The following is a 20,193-nucleotide window of genomic DNA, read 5'->3' as shown; positions in this document are numbered from 1 at the left end:
GGTCGTCGTCCTCGGCGACCGGGTCGGCGGGGTCGTCGAGGTAGGTGTAGTCGGTGGGGTGCGGGACGACGCCCGGCGGGGGCGTCGGTGCGGTGTCCGCGGAGGAGGGGGCGGGCGCCGGAGGCTGCCCGGGATGTCCGCCCGCGTTCTCCGGCTGCCCCTCGCCCGGGACCTGGCCGGTGTCGGTCATGCGTTCCCCTCGCCCATCGGTAGTGCTCCTTCCAACCGCTCGTGCGACGCGTCCGGCCGGGGCGGTCCGCCGTTCCGTCAGCCGGAACGAGCGGGTACGCCTCGCGGCACGTTCGCGCTCCAGGCTTCATCGTCCGCCAAGACCACGGCACATTCCGGATATTTGGCGTACGAAGCCGAACGCGGGACGGCGGCGCAACGATCCGCCAGCCTACCTCCCGCGGGGCCCGACGCCGGTCACGGGTGAGGGACGCGGTAGCCGGCGACCAGGAAGACGACGGACCGTTCGCGTTCGACCCAGGCCGCGGTGTCGAGGTCGACGCTCTGGAGAAGCGCGCATTCGACGTCGTATCCGCCGTCGGCCAGGGCGCGGCCGAGCGCTTCGGCCTCGTCCCGGGTGGCGGCGTGGGTGACGATGCGGGCGGGACGCCGGGCGGCGCAGGCGGCGACCACGGCCGCTCCCCCGCCGCCGACGCGGACCACATCGGGCTCGGGGAGGTCCTCAAGGGCCTGCGGGGCGGGGCCGTGGACGACCTGGACCTGGACGCCGTAGCGGCGGGCGACGGCGGTGGTGCGGGCGCAGGCGTCGGGGTCGGCGTCGACGGCGATGACGGCGGCGCCGAAGCGTGCCGCCTCGGTGGCGGCGGCGCCGGTGCCGCAGCCGATGTCCCAGACGAGGTCGCCCAGGCGGGGGCCGAGCCGGGCGAGTTGGGCGGTGCGGAGCTGGACGGACTCGCCTTCGCCGAGGGCTCCTCCGTAGGCGTGCGCGGGCAGGCCCCAGCCGCGGGGTCCGGTGGGGTGGCCGGGTTCCTGGGCGGCGATCCAGCCGGTGCCGGGCGCGTCGGCTGCGCCGGGTGCTCCGCCGACGACGATGACGACGTTGGGGTCGCGCCAGATGAGGTCGGCGGCCTTGTCGGAGGTGAGGACGGTGACGCGTTCGCGGTCGGTGCCCAGGGCCTCGCAGATGACGAAGGTGCGGTGGACGCCGGTGAGGAGGAGGGCGAGTTCCGCGGGTCCGGCGCCGGGTGCGGTGAGGACGGCGACCTTGGTGTGGGCGCGGCAGACGTTGACGGCGCGTCGGAGGTCGCGGGCGTGGGCGACGACGACGCGGGCGTCGTCCCAGGGCATTCCGGCGCGGGCGAAGGCGGCGGCCACGGAGGAGACGGCGGGGACGACCTCGACCTCAAGGCCGTGTTCGGGGGCGCGGAGGGTGCGGACGACGCCGAAGAAGCCGGGGTCGCCGTCGGCGAGGACGACGGCGGTGCCGCGGTGCTGGGCGATGCGGCGGGCGGCGAGGGTGACGCTGCCGAGGCGGATGCGTTCGGCGGCGGGGGGCACTTCGGGCAGTGCGAGGTGGTGGGCGGCTCCGGCGACGAGGGTGGCGGCGCCCAGTGCTGAGCGGGCGGCGGCGGTCAGCGGGGAGCCGTCCCATCCGATCACCGTGACCCGGTCGGCCATGCTCGTGTGTCTCCTGTGGCTGGTGGTTGTGCGGGGAGGGGCCGCGGTGGCGCGCGGCAGGCAGAGACTACCCCGGGTGGTCCGGGGCGGGTCCGGGGCGGTCGGGGGTCAGTTCCACTCCGGGTAGAGGAATCCGTTGGCGTCGGCCCTGCGGGCGGGGAGGCCGTCAAGGTCCTCCGGGAGCAGGCTCCAGACGATGAGGTCGGTGCGGAAGTCGGCCCAGCCGCCGTCCTCGGTGCGGCTGCGGGCCATCGAGGCGTTGCGGAGGACGCCCTCGCTGACGCAGCCGATCTTCTGGGCGACCTGCTGGGAGGCGGTGTTGCCGGCCGCGGTGCGCAGTTCGACGCGTTCGAACTTCTGGTCGTGGAAGAGCCAGCGGGCGACGGCGAGGGCCGCTTCGGAGGCGTAGCCCTCGCCGCGGGCCCAGGGGGCGGTGAGGTAGTTGATCTCGCTGGAGCGGATGCGCCAGTCGGTGTTGCGGAGCTGGACGGCGCCGACGGGGCGTTGGGTGAGGAATTCGGTGACGGCGAAGTCGATGCCGTGGCCGGCGGCGCGGGCGGCGGGGGCGCTCCGGGTGATCCAGGCGCGGGCGGTGTCCTCGGTGTACGGCTGGGGGGCGGTGGTCCAGGCGGTGACGAGTTCGTCGTTCATCATCTCGGCGAGGGCGGGGGCGTCCGTCTCGTCGAAGGGGCGCAGCAGCAACCGGTCCGTGCTGAGGGAGATATCCGGAAAGGTGGGTTTCATGCCGCTGCTCCAACGCCGTTGACCGGAGGATTCCGGGTGCTTACGGGCCGTTTTTTGATCTTCGTGGTGGGTGGGTGCACCAGCATGCAGCATCGGGCGGCGGATGCGCCAAGCGCGAAGGCCCGGCCGCGCGGTGCGGGCGCGGGCGGGCCTTCGCGGTGCGGGCCGGGGGTCAGGCGGCCGGCTTGCCGAAGGACGGCAGGGCGGAGCCGTCGGAGTAGTTCTTCTCGATGAACTTCTTCACGGCGTCGGAGTTGAGGAGCTCGGCGAGCTTCTTCACCCGGGGGTCGTTCTCCTTGCCTTTCTTGACGGCGACGAAGTTGGCGTAGGGGTTGCCCTGGACCGGCTCGATGGCGAGGGCGTCCTTGCTGGGCCGGAGCTTGGCGGGGATGGCGTAGTTGCCGTTGATCGCCGCGGCGTCGTAGTCGGGGAGGGAGGAGGGCAGGGTCTCGGCCTTGGCCTCCTGGAGCTTGAGGCCCTTGGCGTCCTTGATGTCGTTGAGGCCGGGGTTCTTGGCCCCGTTGTCCTTGAGGGTGATCAGGCCCTTGGAGGCGAGCAGCTTGAGGGCGCGGCCCTGGTTGCTGGGGTCGTTGGGGACACCGATGACGCTGCCGCTCTTGAGCTCGGAGAGCTTGGAGTGCTTCTTGGAGTACAGGCCCATCGGCTCCAGGTGCACGTTGACGACGGGGACGACGTCGCCGTGCTGCTTGGCGTTGTACTCGTCGAGGTACTGCTTGTGCTGGAAGTAGTTGGCGTCCAGCTCCCCGTTCTCGGTGGCGGGGTTGATGAGCGTGTAGTCCTCGAAGGTGCGGACGGTGAGCTTGAGTCCTTCCTTCGGGGCGAGGTCCTTCTTGACGAAGTCGAGTATCTGGGCCTGGGGGACGGAGGTGGCGCCGATGGTGAGGGGGGCGGCGGCGTCGTCCTTCTTGCCGCTGTCGGGGTCGGAGGGCGCGCTGCACGCGCCGAGTCCGAGAGTGAGGGCGGCGGTGGCCGCGACGGCTCCGGTGAGCTTGATGAGGTAACGCACGAAGAGTGCCTTTCTCGCGGGTGGTGTGTGTCCGGCAAAGGGTCCGGACTCCGGGGGGTGACGTGTCAGGCGGTGCCCGTCGTCGCCTTGTCGGCCGCCTTGCGCGTCCAGGGCAGCCGCAGGACGCGGACGGCGGTGTCGGCGCGGGACTGGCGGCGGGCGAGGGCGCGGACGACGAGGTCGCCGAGGTACTGGACGGCCGTCACGACGACGATGATCAGAATGATCGTGACGATCATGAAACGGGTGTCGAACCGCTGCTGTCCGTAGGTGATGGCGACGCTGCCCAGTCCGCCGGCGCCGAGCGCTCCGGCCATGGCGGAGTAGCTGATGACGGTGATGACGGTGTTGGTCAGGCCGGCGACGAGGGAGGGCAGGGACTGCGGCAGCAGGACCTTGAGGACGATGGTCCAGGTGCCGCCGCCCATGGCCTGGGCCGCTTCGACGAGGCCGCCGTCGACCTCGCGGACCGCGGTCTCGACGAGGCGCGCGAAGAACGGGACGGCGCCGATGGCGAGGGGGACGACGGCGGCGCTGGGGCCGAGGGAGGTGCCGACGACGAAGCGGGTGAAGGGGATCAGCGCGATCATCAGGATGATGAAGGGCAGTGAGCGTCCTATGTTGACGATCACACTGATGATCTTGTTGACCACCGTGTTCTGCAACTGGCCGCCGCGGTCGGTGAGGACCAGGAGGACGCCGAGCGGCAGGCCGCCGACGACGGCCCAGACGGTCGCCCACCACACCATGAAGAAGGTGTCCAGACAGGCGGTGGCCAGCACCGACTGCATGTCGTTCCAGCTCACTTGTCCCCCTCCTCGGCCAGCGGGGCGGCGGTCGCCGCGTCCGCGGCACCGGCGACGTCGACCTGGAGTCCTTGTTCCCGCAGGAAGCCGATGGGCACGACATTCTCCTCGAAGGGGCCGGGAAGCTCGATACGCATCCGGCCGATCTGCTTGCCGCCGACGGTGTCCATGGCGGCGCCCAGGATGGAGATGTCGACGTTGTAGGTGCGCGACAGCTCGGAGATCACCGGGCGGGTGGTGGCGGCGCCGTGGAAGGTGAGGTCGACGACCGTGCTGGGGGCGGCGGACGATTCGCCGCCGACGGGGAAGAGCTGGCGGGCCAGTTCGGAGCCGGGGGTCGCGAGCAGGCCGGCGACGGTGCCCTGCTCGACGAAGCGCCCCTTCTTCATCAGCGCGGCCGAGTCGCAGATCGTCTTGACGACGTCCATCTCGTGGGTGATGAGGACGATGGTGAGGCCGAGCTGCTGATTGAGGTCGCGCAGCAGCTGGAGGATGGAGCGGGTGGTCTCCGGGTCCAGGGCGCTGGTGGCCTCGTCGGACAGGAGGACCTTGGGGTCCCCGGCGAGGGCGCGGGCGATGCCGACGCGCTGCTTCTGGCCGCCGGAGAGCTGCGCGGGGTACGCCTTGGCCTTGTCGGCGAGGCCGACCAGGTCGAGGAGTTCGAGGGCCTTGCGGGAGCGCTCGCGGCGGTCGGTGCGCAGGATCTCCAGGGGCAGTTCGACATTGTCCTGGACGGTGCGCGAGGACAGCAGGTTGAAGTGCTGGAAGACCATGCCGATGTGGCTGCGGGCGGTGCGCAGCGCGGCGTTGGCGCGCCGCTGCTTCCCGGCGAGCGCGGTGAGGTCCTGGCCCGCGACGGTGACCGTGCCGGAGGTGGGGCGTTCCAGCAGGTTGAGGCAGCGGATGAGGGTGGACTTTCCGGCGCCGCTCTGGCCGAGTACGCCGTACACCTCGCCCTCGCGGACGTGCAGATCGACGCCGTCCAGGGCGGTGACTCGGCGGTCTCCCGAGCGGTAGACCTTCGTCAGGCCCGTTGTGGTGATCACAGGAATTCCGTCACTGTCGAGTGCTCGGCGGCTCGCCCGCCGGGCACGGGGCATTTTGCGAGTGCGGCATGGGGAATCCGGAGGGCACGGGGCCCGGCATCGGGTTCCGGTGACGCGGGGCGGCCGAGTCCGTCGCGGAGGGACGGGATCGGCGCACGGGAGCGGTCTCGCTTCGGGGCGCGAGGCTCTACGGGGGCCCTCAGCGGTCACACATTCGACACATGCAGCGAGCACCGGGCGTCGTGGTCGCCTCGGTCGCAGGGGTGCGGTTGCTCGTCGCGGTCATGGCGGCAAGTAAACCAGACACCGCGGCGGCAGGATCAAGCCGGTCCGTATGGCGGACACCGGAAGCCGGTCCGTGGACAGCGGGCTGGAACCCGGGCGGTTCCGTCGTCACTTGTGCGGCCTGGGAGGACGACGTCGGCGGGCGGGGCGGGGCCGGTGGTAGGGGGTGGCGGGCTGTGGCCAACGCCACGGCCGGTGGCGCGGGGCGGGACGGCGGGGAGCAGGGGCCAGCGCCGGGAACGCAGGGCCGCGCCCGGCGCACCGCTCCCCCGCACCACCTCCGCGACCCACGCCCCGCCCCGGGCCCCGGCGCGGCCGCGCGGTGGGTGCGCATTAAAGTCGGGGCCATGCCCCTCATCCCCACGGCGGGCCGCCGTGCCCGGAGGTCCCGGTGATCGACGCCCTGACGGTCGCGCTCGGTGTGACCGCTCTCGCCCTGGCCGCCTGGTGCGGTTTCGCCGCGTACCGCGACGAGCCGACGAAGGACTGGCATTTCCTCGGCATGGCCGTGGTGGCACTGCTCGCCGTGGTGCAGCTGATCGTCGCCGTGGTGCAGCTGGCCGGCGGGCGGTCGCCCGAGCAGGGCACCGCGATCTTCCTGGCGTATCTGGTGGGGGCGGTCGCGTGTGTTCCGGCGACCGGGCTGATGTCGCTCTCGGAGCGCACCCGCTGGGGTTCGGCGACGGTCGCGGCGGGGGCCGTGGTGCTGGCGGTGCTGGAAGTTCGGCTGTTCGACATCTGGGGAGGCGGCAGTGCCTGAGACCTCTGCGACCACGGCGGCCGAGGAGACCGCGCCGGCACCGGCCCGGCGTTCCCTGGACACCGGACCCGGCCGGCTGCTGGTGGCGGTGTACGGCGTGTTCACCGTCGCCGCCGCGTCGCGTTCGCTGTACCAGCTGATCGCGCAGTTCCATGTGGCGCCGCTGCCGTACACGCTGTCCGCGGTGTCCGCGGTGGTCTACGGCTTCATCACCTTCTCGCTGGTGCGGGGCGGCGACGGTGCGCGCCGGGCGGCGGTCGTCTGCTGTGCGCTGGAGCTGCTGGGGGTGCTGGGGATCGGTACGTGGTCGCTGGTCGACCCGTCGGCGTTCCCGGACGCGACGGTGTGGTCCGACTACGGCATGGGGTACCTCTTCATCCCCGTCGCCTTGCCGGTGACCGGTCTGCTGTGGCTGCGGCGGTCGCGGGAGGCGTGAGCGGGGCGACGACCGGCGACGCCGTGTGACGGCCGCGACGGGCCCGCCGCCGTCCGGCGCGGGCCCGTCGCGGCGGGCGTCAGGAGGCCGCGGGTGCCTCGGCGTGGGCGGGCTTCTCCAGGACGACGGCGCTGAGCCGACGGGTGACCTGTTCAGTGGCGACGGGGGCGTAGCCGTGGCTGCGGTAGAGGCGGAGGTGGCCGTCGCTGCGGTGGCCGGTGGTGAGGCGGAAGCGGCGGGCGGCGCGTTCCTCGCGCAGGCGGGCCTCCAGTGCGGCGAGGAGCCGGCCGCCGAGGCCGTGGCGTTGCAGGCGGGGGTGGACGATGAGTTTGGTGATGCCGGCGGTGCCGTCCGCGTCGACCGTGCCGCGTACCGATCCGACCACCTCCGTGCCGAGCCGGGCGACGAGCGCGCAGCCGCCGACCAGTTCGGCGCGGAGGGCGTCGAGGGTCTGGGTGAGCGGTTCGATGCCGTAGTCGTCGTAGAGCGCGGCCTCCGGCTGGTAGCAGAGGTACTGGAGTTTGAGGATCTGCTCGGCGTCCTCGTCGGTCGCCGCGGAGATGGTCACGCTGGTGCCCATGCCGTCTGCCTCCCCTTTCGTTCGCGTGTCCGGGCCCCGGTGGTGCGGTGGGTGAGGGACACCCCCGGGGTGCTTGTGGACGTTCTGCCCTGACCGGCGGCGTCGGGTGGACGCCGCCTCCCTGGCGTGGTCGTCGTTGCTGTTGTCCAGAGGTCCCCGGATACGGGCAGCGGCAACCGTTGCCGGCGAGCATTCTGCGCAGGCGAACGGGACAAGGGGAACGGAACGGCCCACAGCTCCTCTGTGACATTCCCAACTCGGATGAGAGGCGGGGGTGCGGTGGGCCGTTCCGGACGGTGGGTCAGTGCGTGCGGAACTCCGCCGCGGCGAGCAGCGCGGTGTCGGGGTTGTCGGAGAACAGGCCGTCGATGCCGGTGGCGAGATAGGCCCTCAGGACGGCGAGGACGTCCCCGTAGGCGGCGGGGTCGGTGCCGCGGCGGTGGTCGGCGGGCAGGAAGGTGTTCTCGTTGCGGACGGTGTAGGGGTGCAGGAGGAGTCCGGCGGCGTGGGCGTCCTTGACGACGCTGGTGGGGCGGCCGAGGTTGTTGTCGGCGTCGCGCGGGATGATGACGGTCAGGTCGGGGCCGATGCCCTCGGCGAAGCGGGCGATCCAGCGCAGGCCGCGGGGGGTGACGAGGTCGGCGACGGTGCGGGGGTCGCCGGACTCGACGAAGTCCCAGGGCCGGTCCTTGAGTCCGCCGAGGAGGACGACCTTGGGGCAGTCCACGAGCTTGCCCAGGCGCTGGATGCTGTCCGGTTCGAAGGACTGGAGGAAGTTCGGGGAGTTCTTGCGGTGCCTGCCGTAGGTGCGCAGGGCCTTGGCGAGCCGTTCCTCCAGGCCGAGGCCGAGCGAGCGGAAGTAGGTGGGGTGCTTGGTCTCGATGTGCAGCCAGACCGGGCGGCCGCGGCGGCGGCCCTCGCGGTCGGCCCAGCGCAGGACCTCGTCGAAGGTGGGTATCTCCCACACCCCGTCGTAGAGGGTGTTGTGCTGGCGGGTGCCGGGGATGCGTTCCTTGGCGCGGAGCGTCTTGAGTTCGGCGAGGGTGAAGTCCTCGGTGAACCAGCCGGTGAGCTTGGTGCCGTCGACCGTCTTGGTGGTCTTGCGGCCGGCGAACTCGGGGTGGGAGGCGACATCGGTGGTGGCGGTGATGTCGTTCTCGTGGCGGCAGACGAGGTGTCCGTCCTTGGTGGGGACGACGTCCTGTTCGATGACGTCGGCGCCCATGTCGAGGGCGAGCTGGTAGGAGCCGAGGGTGTGCTCGGGGCGGTAGCCGCTGGCGCCGCGGTGGCCGATGATCGCGGGGAAGGGGAGGTGGTGGCCGTTGCCGCCGTGTGCCGCGCCGCCGCTCTGCGGGCGGGCGGCGGCCGTTCCGGCGCCGCCCAGTACCGTCGCTCCCGCGCCGAGGGCCGCCGCGGCCCCCAGTACCGTCCGCCGTCCCGGCTGCTGCCGCTTGTCCATGCCCGCTCCTTGCCGTATGTGGTTCCGGTGTCCCGTGGTGTGCGTGGGACTGGCTGATCGTAGGCGGGTGAGGGCGCCGCCGGGGAGACGCCGGGGTGAGATCGGGGGGAATAGGGCACAAACGCCTGTCAACTCTGTGTATCGGTGCGGTGAACCCGGGGTGCGGGCGGCGGTGACCGGCGAGTATCGTCCTCATCCTCATGGAGCCCGCTCCCGTGGAGCCCGCTCCCCCGTCCCGTACCGTCCCGCCCGGAGGGCCCGTTGTCCCGCATTGTGCTGAAGGCGTTTCTCGGATTCCTCATGCGTGTCCTGTACCGCCCGAAGGTCGAGGGGGTGGACCGTGTCCCGGGCACGGGGCCGGTGATCCTGGCGGGCAACCACGTCACGTTCATCGACTCGTTGTTCCTGACGCTGACGGTGAAGCGGCCGGTGTTCTTCATCGGGAAGGACGAGTACGTCAAGGGCCGGGGGCTCCGGGGCCGGCTGATGGCGTGGTTCTTCACCAGCGCCGGGATGATCCCGGTGGACCGGGACGGCGGGCGCGGCGGGGTCGCCGCGCTGATGACGGGCCGTCGCGTCCTGGAGGAGGGGCAGGCGTTCGGGATCTACCCGGAGGGCACGCGGTCGCCCGACGGGCGGCTGTACCGGGGCCGGACGGGCATCGCCCGGCTGACGCTGATGACGGGCGCCCCGGTCGTGCCGTTCGCGGTGGTCGGTACGGACAAGGTGCAGCCGGGCGGCAAGGGGCGGCCGCGGATCGCGCCGGTGACGGTGCGTTTCGGTGAGCCGCTGGAGTTCGCGCGGTACGAGGGCATGGACCGGGACCGCTATGTCCTGCGGGCCGTGACCGACGAGGTGATGAGCGAGGTCATGCGGCTGTCCGGCCAGGAGTACGTGGACATGTACGCGACCAAGGCCAAGGCGGCCTGACCGGGCCTTCGTCCGCTTCTCCCCTGGGCCCCGCCGTGACGGCGGGGCCCTTGGTGTGCGCGGTTCAGCAGGGCACGCGGAAGCCGCCGACCGCCCGCTGTCCCTGGGGGCCCTGGGTGCGGGCGGTGCTCAGTGCGGCCTCGGGGCGCGGCACGGGGCTTCCGTCGGCGCGCAGCGGCTGGGGCCGTTCGGTGACGTCCCCGGTGCGGGCGCCGGGGACCTCGGTGTTCTTGGCGTGGACGCGGTCGAGCGGCGCGGGGACCAGTTGCCGGGTGTCGCGGACGTAGGCGACGAAGCTCTCGAAGTCGCGGGTATGGCGGACGGGGGCGGTGAAGCCGAGGAAGGCGCTGAAGCCGTCCTGGTTGATGAGCGTGTACGAGGGGGCGGCGAGGCGGTAGGTGCGGGTGGTGTCGAGGGGGGAGCCGTCGATGAGGACGTCGGCGGGGTCGACGCGTTTGCCGGGGGGCGCGGAGGCGTCGAAGGTGTAGCGGACGTTGGCGGAGACGGCGAGCGGCGCGTAGGTGAGGGTGCCACCGGGGCCCGGCGCCCACTGTTCCTCCAGGGCGTCGTGGATCTGCGCGCCGGTGACGGTGACGGTCATGACGGGGTCGCCGAAGCCGATGGCGTTCCAGGCTCGGCCGAGGGTGACGGCGCCGTCGGCCGCGCTGTCGCGGGGCAGGTCGGAGCCGATGACGGTCTGTCCGAGGCGGGGGGCGACGGCGACGACGGCGAGGTCGGCGGGGGTGTTGGGGTGGCCGCCGGGGTCGGCGGTGGCGTCCAGGGGCTGTCGTCCGGCCCACAGGGCCCAGTCGGCGGCGAGGTCGCCCATGGTGCTCTCGCCGGCGGTGTTGCGGGTGCGGGTGAAGGAGCCGGTCTGGGTGCCGAGGACGGTGGCGGCGCGGCGGGTGGCGTAGCCGGCCCAGTAGTCGGTGATCTCCTTGACCTCGGGGTGGGGGGTGATGTCGCGGGTGTTGGGGTGGTTGGTGGTGGTGGTCAGGGGGCGGACGACGCGTCCGGTGGCGGGGTCGAGGCGGAGGTTGATCTCGTTGATGAGCTGTCCGTAGCAGCCGGCCTCGACGAAGGGGCGGGGGTTGCCGTCGGGGTCGGGGAGCATCATGGAGAAGGCGCAGTGCCAGTGGCCGGTGACGATGGCGTCGATGTCGGAGGAGACGCGCAGGGCGAGTTCGTAGGCGGGGCCGGAGGGGTCGGTGCCGCTGTTGAAGTCGCTTCCGGCGACGGCGCCGTCGTGCATGCTGAGGACGATGGCGTTGACGCCCTGGGACTTGAGTGCGGCGGCGCAGCGGTTGGCGGTCTCCAGTTCGTCGAGGGTGCGCAGTCCGGGCTGGTAGGAGCCGGGGAAGGTTTCGGCGCCGAGGGTGGTGAGGTGGATGAAGCCGATGGGGAGGGTGCGTCCGCCGCCGGCGTCGATGTCGACGATGTTGTAGGGCGGCAGGACGGTCTTGCCGGTGTCCGCCCAGACCATGTTGGCGCTGTAGTAGGGGAAGTCGGCGCCGGGGAAGCGGCGTCCGGTGGAGTCGTCGAAGGCGTCGTCCCGGCCGATGACGGGGTAGGGGGTGCCGTTCATCATGTGGGAGGTGAGGTAGGTCACCGATTTGTCGAACTCGTGGTTGCCGGCGGAGGCGAAGTCGAGGCCCATGGCGTTGAGGGCCTCGATGGTGGGTTCGTCGGCGAGGGAGCAGGTGTCGAACTCCCAGCCGGAGAAGAGGTCTCCGGGGGCGAAGAAGAGGGAGTTGCGGTGGCCGTCGCGGAGCCGTTCGAGGTGGGCGGCCATGTGGGCGACGCCGCCGACGGTGTAGGTGCGGCCGCCGGCGCCCGTGATGACGGAGTTGGCGCCGGGGGCGGCCTGGAGGTAGCCGTGCAGGTCGGTGATGTTGAGAAGTTGGACGTCGATGTACTCGTCGGCGGTGGGGGCGTCGCGGGCGTGGTCGGTGGCGTAGGCGGGGCTGCCGATGGCGCCGAGGGTGGCCAGGGCGCCGGCCGCGGTGATGAAGGAGCGTCGTCCGATGTCACGCACTGCGTCACTCTCCTGACGGGCCGTACCGGGTGGTGGCGGCCGGCCAGTCAAGCGCGGCGGGTCGGCGGGTCGGCCACCGGGACGCGTCCCGGGCGTGAACGGGCGCCGGACACCCGGTGGTCGGGGCGCGTTCCGGGAGTATGGCGGCCGTGCGGGGCCGTGGGCCAAGGGACACGCCCCGGTGATCGTCAGGTGCCGCTTTCTGTCGCCCGTCCGTGGGCAGGGGTCCGCTCCTGTCCGGGTCCTGACGCGGTGCCGGCCAGTTCCTGACCACGCAGCAGGAACCAGGCGGCGCAGGCGGCGGCCAGCAGGAGGGCTGCGCCGACCCCGGCGGCGGTGTCCACGCCCTGGACGAAGGCGTCCTGAGCGGCCTTCAGCAGGGCAGCGCCCTGGTCGGAGGGGAGGGCCGCGGCGGTGTCGAGGGCGCCGCCGAGGGATTCGCGGGCCGCTGCGGCGGCGTCGGCGGGGACGCCGGGCGGGGTGGTGAAGTCGCGGTAGGTGCCGGTGACGACGGAGCCGAGGAAGGCGATGCCGAGGGCGGCGCCCAGTTCGTAGGCGGTCTCGGAGACGGCGGAGGCGGCGCCGGCCTCGTGGCGGGGGACGGTGGAAAGGATGACGTCGGCGGTGACGGTGAAGGCGAGTCCGGCGCCGGTGCCGACGAGGAAGAGGACGACGCCGAGGGCGGCGATGTGGGTGTCGGCGCGCAGGGTGACGCAGGCGGCGAGGGCGAGCCCGACGACGGTGAGTCCGCCGGCGACCGCGACGCGCACGGACAGGCGCCGGGCGATGTGCCCGGCGGCCAGGCCGGCGCCGATGGCGCCGACGGCGGCGGGCAGTTCGGCGAGGCCGGCGTGGAGCGGGGAGCGCAGCTGCACCATCTGGAGGAACTGGGACAGGAAGAAGACCAGTCCGGACAGTCCGAGGATGGTGAGGAGGTCGGCGAGGACGGCGCCGGAGAAGCCCCTGTGGTGGAAGAGCTTCATGTTGAGCAGCGGGGAGGGAAGGGTGTACTGGCGCCGGGCGAAGACGGCGAGGGCGAGCACCCCGAGGACGGCGGCGAGGGCGGTGCCGGCGTGGAGGCCGTGGACCGCTGCTTCCTTGACGGCGTAGACGACGGCGACCGTGCCGACGAGGGAGAGGGCGACGCTGGGCAGGTCCCAGGGTCCGGGGGCGGGGTTGCGGGACTCGGGCAGGACGCGGGCGCCGACGAGGACGAGCAGGGCCATGACGGGCAGGTTGATGAGGAAGACCGAGCCCCACCAGAAGTGGCCCAGCAGGAATCCGCCGAGGACGGGTCCGACGGCGGCGCCCGCGGAGGCGGCGGCGCCCCAGACGCCGACGGCGAGGCTGCGTTCCCTGGGGTCGTGGAAGAGGTTGCGGATGAGCGCGAGGGTGGACGGCATCAGGGTGGCGCCCGCGACGCCGAGCAGGGCGCGGGCCGCGATCATCATTGCGGGGCTGGTGGCGTAGGCGGCGAGCACGGACATGGCGCCGAACGCGACGGACCCGGTGAGCAGGAGTTTCTTGCGTCCTATGCGGTCGCCGAGGCTGCCCATGGACACGAGGAGACCGGCGATGACGAAGGAGTAGATGTCGCCGATCCACAGGAGCTGGGTGCCGGTGGGGCGCAGGTCCTCGCTGAGGAAGGGGGTGGCCAGGCCGAGGACGGTGGCGTCGACGCCGACGAGGAGGACCGCGAGGACGAGGACGCCGAGGGCGAGCCAGCGTCCGGGGCGGGGGGTGCTGCCGGGGTCCGGGGCGGTGGGGTTCATCGGCCGTTGCTCCGGCGGATGCCGCCGATCAGCAGTTCGGCGATCGAGTGGGTGAAGTCGTTGCGGGCGACGCGTCCCTCGTGGACGGCCCAGGCGCCGGAGCCGATGAGTCCGTAGAGGGCTTCGGTGAGCCAGACGGAGGCGAGGTCGATGCGGAAGTCGCCGTCCTCCTGGCCGCGGCGGAAGAGGGCCTGGATGCGGGCGTCGAGGCGGGCCCAGCCCTCGTTGATGCCGTCGCCCTCGAAGAGCTGGTTCTCGGTGAGCAGGAACGCGAGGATGCCGGCGACCTGTTCGGCCTCGGCGATCAGGCGGCGCAGGGCGGTGGGGGCGTCGTCCTCGTCGAGGCGGGCGGCGTCGAGGGCCCGGCCGAACTGCTCGATGCCGCGTTCCTCCAGGGCGCGGATGAGGGCGTCGCGTCCGGCGAAGTGCCGGTGGAGGGTGGCACGGCTGATGCCGGCGGCGCGGGCGATCTCGTCCATGGAGGAGCTCGCCCGTCGGGTGAGCTGTGCGGCGGCTGCGGTGAGTACGTGTGCGCGGTCAACGGCCATGAGACTCACTTTAACCGAATGAGACGTAAATGTTTCACGAGGGACGGTGGCCGCTCGCGGCATGGCGCGGCCCCGCTCCCGGGGAGGAAGCGGGGCCGGCGGGTGTCAGCGCTTGGCGGCGGCCCACTCCTGCTGCCGGGCGAGGTCCGCCTTCAGCTCGGCGAGCTGGACGGCGACGGCGGACGGCGCGGTGCCGCCGCGGCCGCTGCGCGAGGCGAGCGCGCCGGGCACGTCGAGGACGGTACGGACCTCGGGCGTCAGATGGGGCGAGATCGCGGCGAACTGCGCGTCGGTGAGCTGGTCCAGCTCGATGCCGTGCGCCTCGCACTCCTTGACGCACTCCCCCGCGACCTCGTGCGCCACCCGGAACGGCACGCCCTGCTTGACCAGCCACTCCGCGACGTCGGTGGCGAGCGAGAACCCGGCCGGGGCCAGTTCCTCCATCCGCTCCCGGTGGACGGTCAGTGTCGCCATCATGCCGGTGAACGCGGGCAGCAGGACCTCCAGCTGGTCGCAGGAGTCGAAGACCGGCTCCTTGTCCTCCTGGAGGTCGCGGTTGTAGGCGAGCGGCAGCGCCTTGAGGGTGGCCATCAGGCCGGTGAGGTTGCCGATCAGCCGGCCGGACTTGCCGCGGGCGAGCTCGGCGATGTCCGGGTTCTTCTTCTGCGGCATGATCGACGAGCCGGTGGAGAACGCGTCGTGCAGGGTCACGAAGGAGAACTCCTTCGTGTTCCAGAGGATGACCTCCTCGGCGATCCGGGAGAGGTTGACGCCGATCATCGCGGTGACGAACGCGAACTCCGCGACGAAGTCCCGCGAGGCCGTCCCGTCGATGGAGTTGCCGGCCGCGCCCCGCTCGAAGCCGAGGTCGGCGGCGACGGCCTCCGGGTCGAGGCCGAGGGAGGAGCCGGCCAGCGCGCCGGAGCCGTAGGGCGAGACGGCGGTGCGCTCGTCCCACTGCCGCAGCCGCTCGGCGTCCCGCGACAGCGCCTGCACATGGGCGAGGACATGGTGGGCGAAGAGGACGGGCTGGGCGTGCTGGAGGTGGGTGCGGCCGGGCATGGCCACGTCCGGGTGGGCCTCCGCGAGGCCGATCAGCGCCTCCTGGAGGTCGGCGATCAGGCCGCCGATGATCCGGGCGTGGTCGCGCAGGTACATCCGGAAGAGGGTGGCGACCTGGTCGTTGCGGGACCGGCCGGCCCGCAGTTTCCCGCCGAGGTCGGGGCCGAGCCGCTCCAGCAGCCCGCGCTCCAGGGCGGTGTGCACGTCCTCGTCGGCGACGGTGCCGGTGAACGAGCCGTCGGCGACGTCGGCCTCCAGCCGGTCGAGGCCGGCGAGCATCCGCTCCAGCTCGTCGGCGGTGAGCAGGCCGGCGGTGTGCAGCACACGGGCGTGGGCGCGGGACCCGGCGATGTCGTACGGCGCGAGGCGCCAGTCGAAGTGGACGGACGCGGACAGCCGGGCGAGTGCCTGTGCCGGCCCGTCGGCGAAGCGGCCTCCCCAGAGCCGGACATCGCCGGTGCTCGTTTCCGTCGTCGGCTCAGCGCCGTTGCTCACTGCTGCTCCTCAAGGCTGTGGATGTGCCGCCGCCTCCCGGCGCGGGGGCGGGAGGCGGCGTGGTGGTGCGGGGCGCGGACCGGGTCAGCCCTGGTCGCGCTTGGCCGCGATCTTGCTCGACATGCCGAAGATCTCGATGAAGCCCTTGGACAGCGACTGGTCGAAGGTGTCGCCGGTGTCGTAGGTCGCGAGGTTGAAGTCGTAGAGCGAGGAGGCCGACTTCCGGCCGGTGACGACGGCGCGGCCGCCGTGCAGTGTCATCCGGATGTCGCCGCTGACGTGCTGGTTGGCCTCGGCGATGAAGCCGTCGAGGGCCCGCTTGAGCGGGGAGAACCACAGGCCGTCGTAGACCAGCTCGCCCCACCGCTGCTCGACCTGCCGCTTGTAGCGGGCCAGCTCGCGCTCGACGGTGACGTTCTCCAGCTCCTGGTGGGCGGTGATCAGCGCGATGGCGCCGGGCGCCTCGTACACCTCGCGGGACTTGATGCCGACGAGACGGTCCTCGACGATGTCGATCCGGCCGACGCCCTGGGCGCCGGCCCGCTTGTTGAGCTCCTGCACGGCCTGGAGGACGGTGACCGGCCGGCCGTCGAGGGCGACGGGCACGCCCTTGTCGAAGGTGATGACGACCTCGTCCGCCTCGCGGGGGGTGGCGGGGTTCTGGGTGTACTCGTAGACGTCCTCGATCGGCGCGTTCCAGATGTCCTCCAGGAAGCCGGTCTCCACGGCGCGCCCGAAGACGTTCTGGTCGATGGAGTACGGGGACTTCTTGGTGGTGGCGATCGGGAGGTTGTTGGCCTCGCAGAAGGCGATGGCCTTGTCCCGGGTCATCGCGTAGTCGCGGACCGGGGCGATGCACGTGAGGTCGGGGGCGAGGGAGGCGATGCCGGCCTCGAAGCGGACCTGGTCGTTGCCCTTGCCGGTGCAGCCGTGGGCGACGGTGGACGCGCCGTGCTTCTTGGCGGCGGCGGCGAGGTGCTTGACGATCACGGGCCGCGACAGGGCGGAGACGAGGGGGTAGCGGTCCATGTAGAGGGCGTTGGCCTGGATCGCCGGGAGGCAGTACTCGTCGGCGAATTCGTCCTTGGCGTCCGCGACCTCCGCCTCGACGGCACCGCAGGCGAGCGCGCGCTTGCGGATGACGTCCAGGTCCTCGCCGCCCTGGCCGACATCGACGGCGACGGCGATGACCTCGGCGCCCGTCTCCTCGGCGATCCAGCCGATGCAGACGGAGGTGTCCAGGCCGCCCGAGTAGGCGAGTACGACGCGCTCGGTCACGGGTTTCTCCTTACGGTGCAAACGCTGATGGGTATAACTATGCACTCGACCGTATGGTTCGTCAACAGATGGGGAACGCCGCAGCTCAGCGGCGTGTCACCGGCGCGTCACGGAGGGTCCGGGGATGCTCGGGGGGTGTCAGCGGGCGGCCCGGAGGGCGTCGAGCAGGACGTTCACATGCCCGTGCGACAGGTCCTTGGTCGCCGTGAGCAGGGTCAGCGGGCCGTCGTGCGCCAGCTCGCGCAGATGCCGCAGCGCCTCCCCCGCCCCCGGCTCCTCCAGTTCGGCGCGGTAGCGGTCGGCGAACCGCCCGAAGCGCTCCGGCCGGTGCTTGTACCAGCGGCGCAGCTCCGAGGAAGGGGCCACCGCCTTGCACCACTCGGTCAGCCGGGCGTCCTCCTTGGCGAGGCCGCGCGGCCACAGCCGGTCGACCAGGACCCGGGCGCCGTCCGCCGGCTCCGGCGGGTCGTACACCCGGCGCACCCGGACATCGGCAGAGGATTTTCCGGTCATATCTCCATCGAAGCACGCATTTCGCTGCGGCACCGGTGGGCGGCGGGGGCCGGATCCCGGCTCTTCGGACCCCCGCTTTGGAATCCTGGCCCCGGACAGGGTATTTTTCTTCCTGCACGCCCGGCCGGGGTTCATCCGGCCGGTACGAGCACCGGGACGTGGCGCAGCTTGGTAGCGCACTTGACTGGGGGTCAAGGGGTCGCAGGTTCAAATCCTGTCGTCCCGACGGTGCGAGAAGCCCGCCGACCAGGAGTTCTGCTCCTGATCGGCGGGCTTTTGCGTGGACCCGGCGCCGGGGGCCCGTACGGCCGGTGCCGTACGGGCGCCCCGGCGGCCGGTGTCAGACCCGGGCGCCGTTGTCCTCCGTCCTCCGCGGGCCCCCGCGGGCGGGAGCGGGACGGCCGGAGCGCGGCCGCGGCGGCGGCGCATTGCTGTACGACTCCAGGACGATGGCCAGCGGTGTCGCGGTGAACAGCGACGAGTACATGCCGAAGACGACGCCGATGAGCAGCGCCAGCGCGAAGTCGGTGAGCGAGTCCCCGCCCAGCACGGCGAGTGCCGCCAGGACGAAGAGGGCGCCGATACCGGTGTTGACGGTGCGCGGCAGGGTCTGGACCAGGGCGGTTCCGGCGATCCGCGGGAACGGCGCGCGGCGGTCGGCCGCCCACATCTCCCGGATGCGGTCGAAGACGACGACGGTGTCGTTGACCGAGTAGCCGATGACGGTCAGCAGCGAGGCGAGGAACACCCCGTCGACCGGTTTGCCCAGCCAGGCGAAGACGCCGACGAGGATCACCACGTCGTGCGCCATGCCGGCGACCGCGGCGAGCGCGAACGTCCAGCGGAACCGGACCGCGAGATAGACCATCTGGGCGGCCAGGGCCACCCCGAGCGCGATCAGCGCGTTGCGGCGCAGTTCGTCGCCGAGGCTGGGGCCGATCCGTTCGTCGCGGACCTTCTCCGTGCTGCCGCCGAGGTCGCGCACCACTCCCGTGACCCGCTTCTCCTCGGCGGCGGACAGGTCGTCGGTGCGTACCGTCAGCTCGCCGTCGCCGGAGGTGTTGACCACGGCCCGGGGGAAGCCCGCCTCGCCCAGCGCCGCGCGGGCGCGGTCCGCGTCGACGGGACGGGTGGTGGAGTACTCGATCATGCGGCCGCCGGTGAACTCCACCCCGAGGTCCAGGCCGCGTACGGCGATCCCGCAGGACGCGAGGGCCAGCAGGACCGCGGACAGGGCGAGCCAGCGGCGGCGGTGGCGCATCAGCCGCGGGTCGCGGCGCTGGAGCCAGGTGCGGACGCGCCCGGTGGAGGCGATGCCGCTCAGGCCGTGGCGGCGTTCCAGCGGCGCGCGGGTGACGGCGAACTCGGCCAGCACCCGGGTGACGACCAGCGCGCTGACCATGGAGGCCAGGACGCCGATGCAGAGGGTGACGCCGAAGCCGCGGACCGGTCCGGACGCGAAGAGGAACAGCAGTCCCGCGGCGAGCAGGGTGGTGATGTTGGAGTCGGCGACGGCGCTGAGCGCGTGCCGGAAGCCGCCGGTCAGCGCGGTGTGCAGGCTTCTGGGCCGGCCGCGGCGGGCGCCGGGTCCGGTGCGTGGCGCCAGGTATTCCTCGCGGGCGCGTTCGAAGACCAGCACATTGGCGTCCACCGCCATCCCGATGGCGAGCACGAAACCGGCGAGCCCGGGGAGGGTGAGGGTGGCGCCGACGGCGAGCAGGGCGGCGTAGGAGATCAGCGCGTAGCAGGCCAGGGAGAGTGCCGCGAGGGTGCCCAGCAGACGGTAGACGACGATCATGAACAAGGCGGTGAGCGCGACGCCGATGACGGCGGCGACGGCGCTGGACTCGATGGCCTCGGCGCCGAGGGTGGGGCCGACGGTCCGCTGTTCGACGATCTCGACGGGGACGGGCAGCGCGCCGCCGGTCACGAGCAGCGCCAGTTCGCGGGCCTGGGGCTCGTCGAATCCGCCGGTGATCCGGGTGGAGCCGCCGGTGATGCCGGTGCCGCAGGCCACGGTCGGGTCGACCTGCGGCGAGGAGATGATCTTGTTGTCGAGGACGATCGCGGCGCGCCGGGCCGGGTCGCCGGGCGGGGCGCAGGCGGCCTTGCCGGTCAGCTCGGCCCAGGACTTCTTCCCCGTGCCGCGCAGGTCGAGGGAGACGAACCAGCCGGCGCCGGTCTCCGCGTCGAACTGTGCCTCGGCGCGGTCCACGGCGTCGCCGGTGAGGGCGGGCGGGCCGAGCTTCAGGCGGGTGCCGGATTCGTCGGGCAGGGTCCGTGCGCCCTTGTCCCCGGGGGTGTCCTTCGCGTCGCGCTGTCCGGGGGGCGCGGTGCCGGTGACGGGGTGGACGGTGAGCTGGGCGGTGCGGCCCAGGACGTCGGTGGCCTCCTTCGGGTCCTGGACGCCGGGGAGTTCCACGACGATGCGGTGGTCCCCGGAGCGGGCGAGGGTGGGTTCGCTGACGCCGAGCGCGTCGACGCGGCGGCGCAGGACCTCCAGGGTGCGGTCGGTGGCGTCCCGGTCGGCGGTGGCCGACGGGGTGTCGCGGGTCTCCAGGACGATCTGCGTACCGCCGCGCAGATCGAGACCGAGCCGGGCGGGCTGGGTGAGGGCGAGATAGGCGGACAGGGCCAGGACGGCGAGCGCGAGCAGCGCCCGCACGCGGGTGGCGCGGGTCATCGGTGCCTCCAACAGGCGTGCCGCGACCCGGGTCGCGGGGCGCGGCGGTGAACGACGGGAGCCGGTCAGCTGCTGGAGAGGGGCGGG

The 20,193-nt window shown here is 72.4% G+C and carries 18 protein-coding genes and 1 tRNA gene; 4 read left to right on the top strand and 15 right to left on the bottom strand.

The features are described from left to right. The 6 genes from AC51EU_RS14255 to AC51EU_RS14230 all read right to left on the bottom strand — a co-directional run. A partial coding sequence (locus AC51EU_RS14255) for a hypothetical protein (protein ID WP_496267262.1) occupies window positions 1–190 on the bottom strand: 190 nt, incomplete at its 3' end. A 236-nt stretch (window positions 191–426) separates the two neighbouring features. Next, the gene (cbiE, locus tag AC51EU_RS14250; protein WP_496267261.1) at window positions 427–1,647 is read right to left on the bottom strand and encodes a precorrin-6y C5,15-methyltransferase (decarboxylating) subunit CbiE; all 1,221 of its coding nucleotides are present in this window, start codon (window positions 1,645–1,647) and stop codon (window positions 427–429) included. Between the two features lie 108 nt (window positions 1,648–1,755). Beyond that, window positions 1,756–2,391 carry a GNAT family N-acetyltransferase gene (locus AC51EU_RS14245; protein WP_496267260.1) on the bottom strand — a complete coding sequence of 212 codons (636 nt, stop codon included), beginning with the start codon at window positions 2,389–2,391 and terminating at the stop codon, window positions 1,756–1,758. Between the two features lie 172 nt (window positions 2,392–2,563). After that, window positions 2,564–3,418: a MetQ/NlpA family ABC transporter substrate-binding protein gene (locus tag AC51EU_RS14240; protein WP_496267259.1), complete on the bottom strand. Its 855-nt coding sequence runs from the start codon at window positions 3,416–3,418 to the stop codon at window positions 2,564–2,566. Between the two features lie 65 nt (window positions 3,419–3,483). Next, window positions 3,484–4,224 carry a methionine ABC transporter permease gene (locus AC51EU_RS14235; RefSeq protein WP_496267258.1) on the bottom strand — a complete coding sequence of 247 codons (741 nt, stop codon included), beginning with the start codon at window positions 4,222–4,224 and terminating at the stop codon, window positions 3,484–3,486. Then, window positions 4,221–5,270, bottom strand: a complete 1,050-nt coding sequence (locus AC51EU_RS14230; RefSeq protein ID WP_496267257.1) for a methionine ABC transporter ATP-binding protein — start codon at window positions 5,268–5,270, stop codon at window positions 4,221–4,223. The genes AC51EU_RS14235 and AC51EU_RS14230 overlap by 4 nt, the downstream gene beginning before the upstream one ends. A 676-nt stretch (window positions 5,271–5,946) precedes the next feature. Here AC51EU_RS14230 and AC51EU_RS14225 point away from each other — a divergent pair. Next, window positions 5,947–6,315, top strand: a complete 369-nt coding sequence (locus tag AC51EU_RS14225) for a hypothetical protein (protein WP_496267256.1) — start codon at window positions 5,947–5,949, stop codon at window positions 6,313–6,315. Beyond that, window positions 6,308–6,751, top strand: coding sequence for a hypothetical protein (locus AC51EU_RS14220; RefSeq protein WP_496267255.1), 444 nt, complete (start codon window positions 6,308–6,310; stop codon window positions 6,749–6,751). The genes AC51EU_RS14225 and AC51EU_RS14220 overlap by 8 nt, the downstream gene beginning before the upstream one ends. Window positions 6,752–6,830: 79 nt before the next feature. On the opposite strand, the gene AC51EU_RS14215 is transcribed toward AC51EU_RS14220, so the two are convergent. Together AC51EU_RS14215 and AC51EU_RS14210 are read right to left on the bottom strand one after the other, a co-directional pair. Beyond that, window positions 6,831–7,331, bottom strand: coding sequence for a GNAT family N-acetyltransferase (locus AC51EU_RS14215; RefSeq protein WP_496267254.1), 501 nt, complete (start codon window positions 7,329–7,331; stop codon window positions 6,831–6,833). Window positions 7,332–7,632: 301 nt separating this feature from the next. Further along, window positions 7,633–8,790, bottom strand: a complete 1,158-nt coding sequence (locus AC51EU_RS14210) for a glycerophosphodiester phosphodiesterase (protein ID WP_496267253.1) — start codon at window positions 8,788–8,790, stop codon at window positions 7,633–7,635. A gap of 261 nt (window positions 8,791–9,051) precedes the next feature. Between AC51EU_RS14210 and AC51EU_RS14205 the strand changes: the two genes are divergently transcribed. Then, window positions 9,052–9,720 carry a lysophospholipid acyltransferase family protein gene (locus AC51EU_RS14205; protein WP_496267252.1) on the top strand — a complete coding sequence of 223 codons (669 nt, stop codon included), beginning with the start codon at window positions 9,052–9,054 and terminating at the stop codon, window positions 9,718–9,720. Window positions 9,721–9,784: 64 nt separating this feature from the next. Here the strand turns inward: AC51EU_RS14205 and AC51EU_RS14200 are convergent, their stop codons facing one another. The 6 genes from AC51EU_RS14200 to AC51EU_RS14175 form a co-directional block, all read right to left on the bottom strand. Further along, window positions 9,785–11,755: a bifunctional metallophosphatase/5'-nucleotidase gene (locus tag AC51EU_RS14200; RefSeq protein ID WP_496267251.1), complete on the bottom strand. Its 1,971-nt coding sequence runs from the start codon at window positions 11,753–11,755 to the stop codon at window positions 9,785–9,787. Window positions 11,756–11,943: 188 nt separating this feature from the next. Continuing rightward, complete coding sequence (locus tag AC51EU_RS14195; RefSeq protein WP_496267250.1) at window positions 11,944–13,527, bottom strand: MFS transporter; 1,584 nt, start codon at window positions 13,525–13,527, stop codon at window positions 11,944–11,946. Next, window positions 13,524–14,075, bottom strand: coding sequence for a TetR/AcrR family transcriptional regulator (locus AC51EU_RS14190; protein ID WP_496267249.1), 552 nt, complete (start codon window positions 14,073–14,075; stop codon window positions 13,524–13,526). The genes AC51EU_RS14195 and AC51EU_RS14190 overlap by 4 nt, the downstream gene beginning before the upstream one ends. A gap of 105 nt (window positions 14,076–14,180) precedes the next feature. Then, window positions 14,181–15,632, bottom strand: coding sequence for an argininosuccinate lyase (gene argH, locus AC51EU_RS14185; RefSeq protein ID WP_496267248.1), 1,452 nt, complete (start codon window positions 15,630–15,632; stop codon window positions 14,181–14,183). An 84-nt stretch (window positions 15,633–15,716) separates the two neighbouring features. Further along, window positions 15,717–16,910 carry an argininosuccinate synthase gene (locus tag AC51EU_RS14180; RefSeq protein ID WP_496267247.1) on the bottom strand — a complete coding sequence of 398 codons (1,194 nt, stop codon included), beginning with the start codon at window positions 16,908–16,910 and terminating at the stop codon, window positions 15,717–15,719. 138 nt (window positions 16,911–17,048) lie between these two features. Then, window positions 17,049–17,423: a DUF488 domain-containing protein gene (locus AC51EU_RS14175; RefSeq protein WP_496267246.1), complete on the bottom strand. Its 375-nt coding sequence runs from the start codon at window positions 17,421–17,423 to the stop codon at window positions 17,049–17,051. A 152-nt stretch (window positions 17,424–17,575) separates the two neighbouring features. On the opposite strand from AC51EU_RS14175, the gene AC51EU_RS14170 reads away from it, so the two are divergent. Then, a tRNA-Pro gene (locus AC51EU_RS14170) sits at window positions 17,576–17,649 on the top strand. Window positions 17,650–17,763: 114 nt separating this feature from the next. On the opposite strand, the gene secD is transcribed toward AC51EU_RS14170, so the two are convergent. Further along, window positions 17,764–20,106, bottom strand: coding sequence for a protein translocase subunit SecD (gene secD / locus AC51EU_RS14165; protein WP_496267263.1), 2,343 nt, complete (start codon window positions 20,104–20,106; stop codon window positions 17,764–17,766). Between the last annotated feature and the right edge of the window lie 87 nt (window positions 20,107–20,193).

Source organism: Candidatus Streptomyces philanthi (assembly GCF_059553635.1).
Note: the sequence above shows the minus strand (reverse complement) of the source record. Positions and strands in the feature narration are given on the sequence as shown.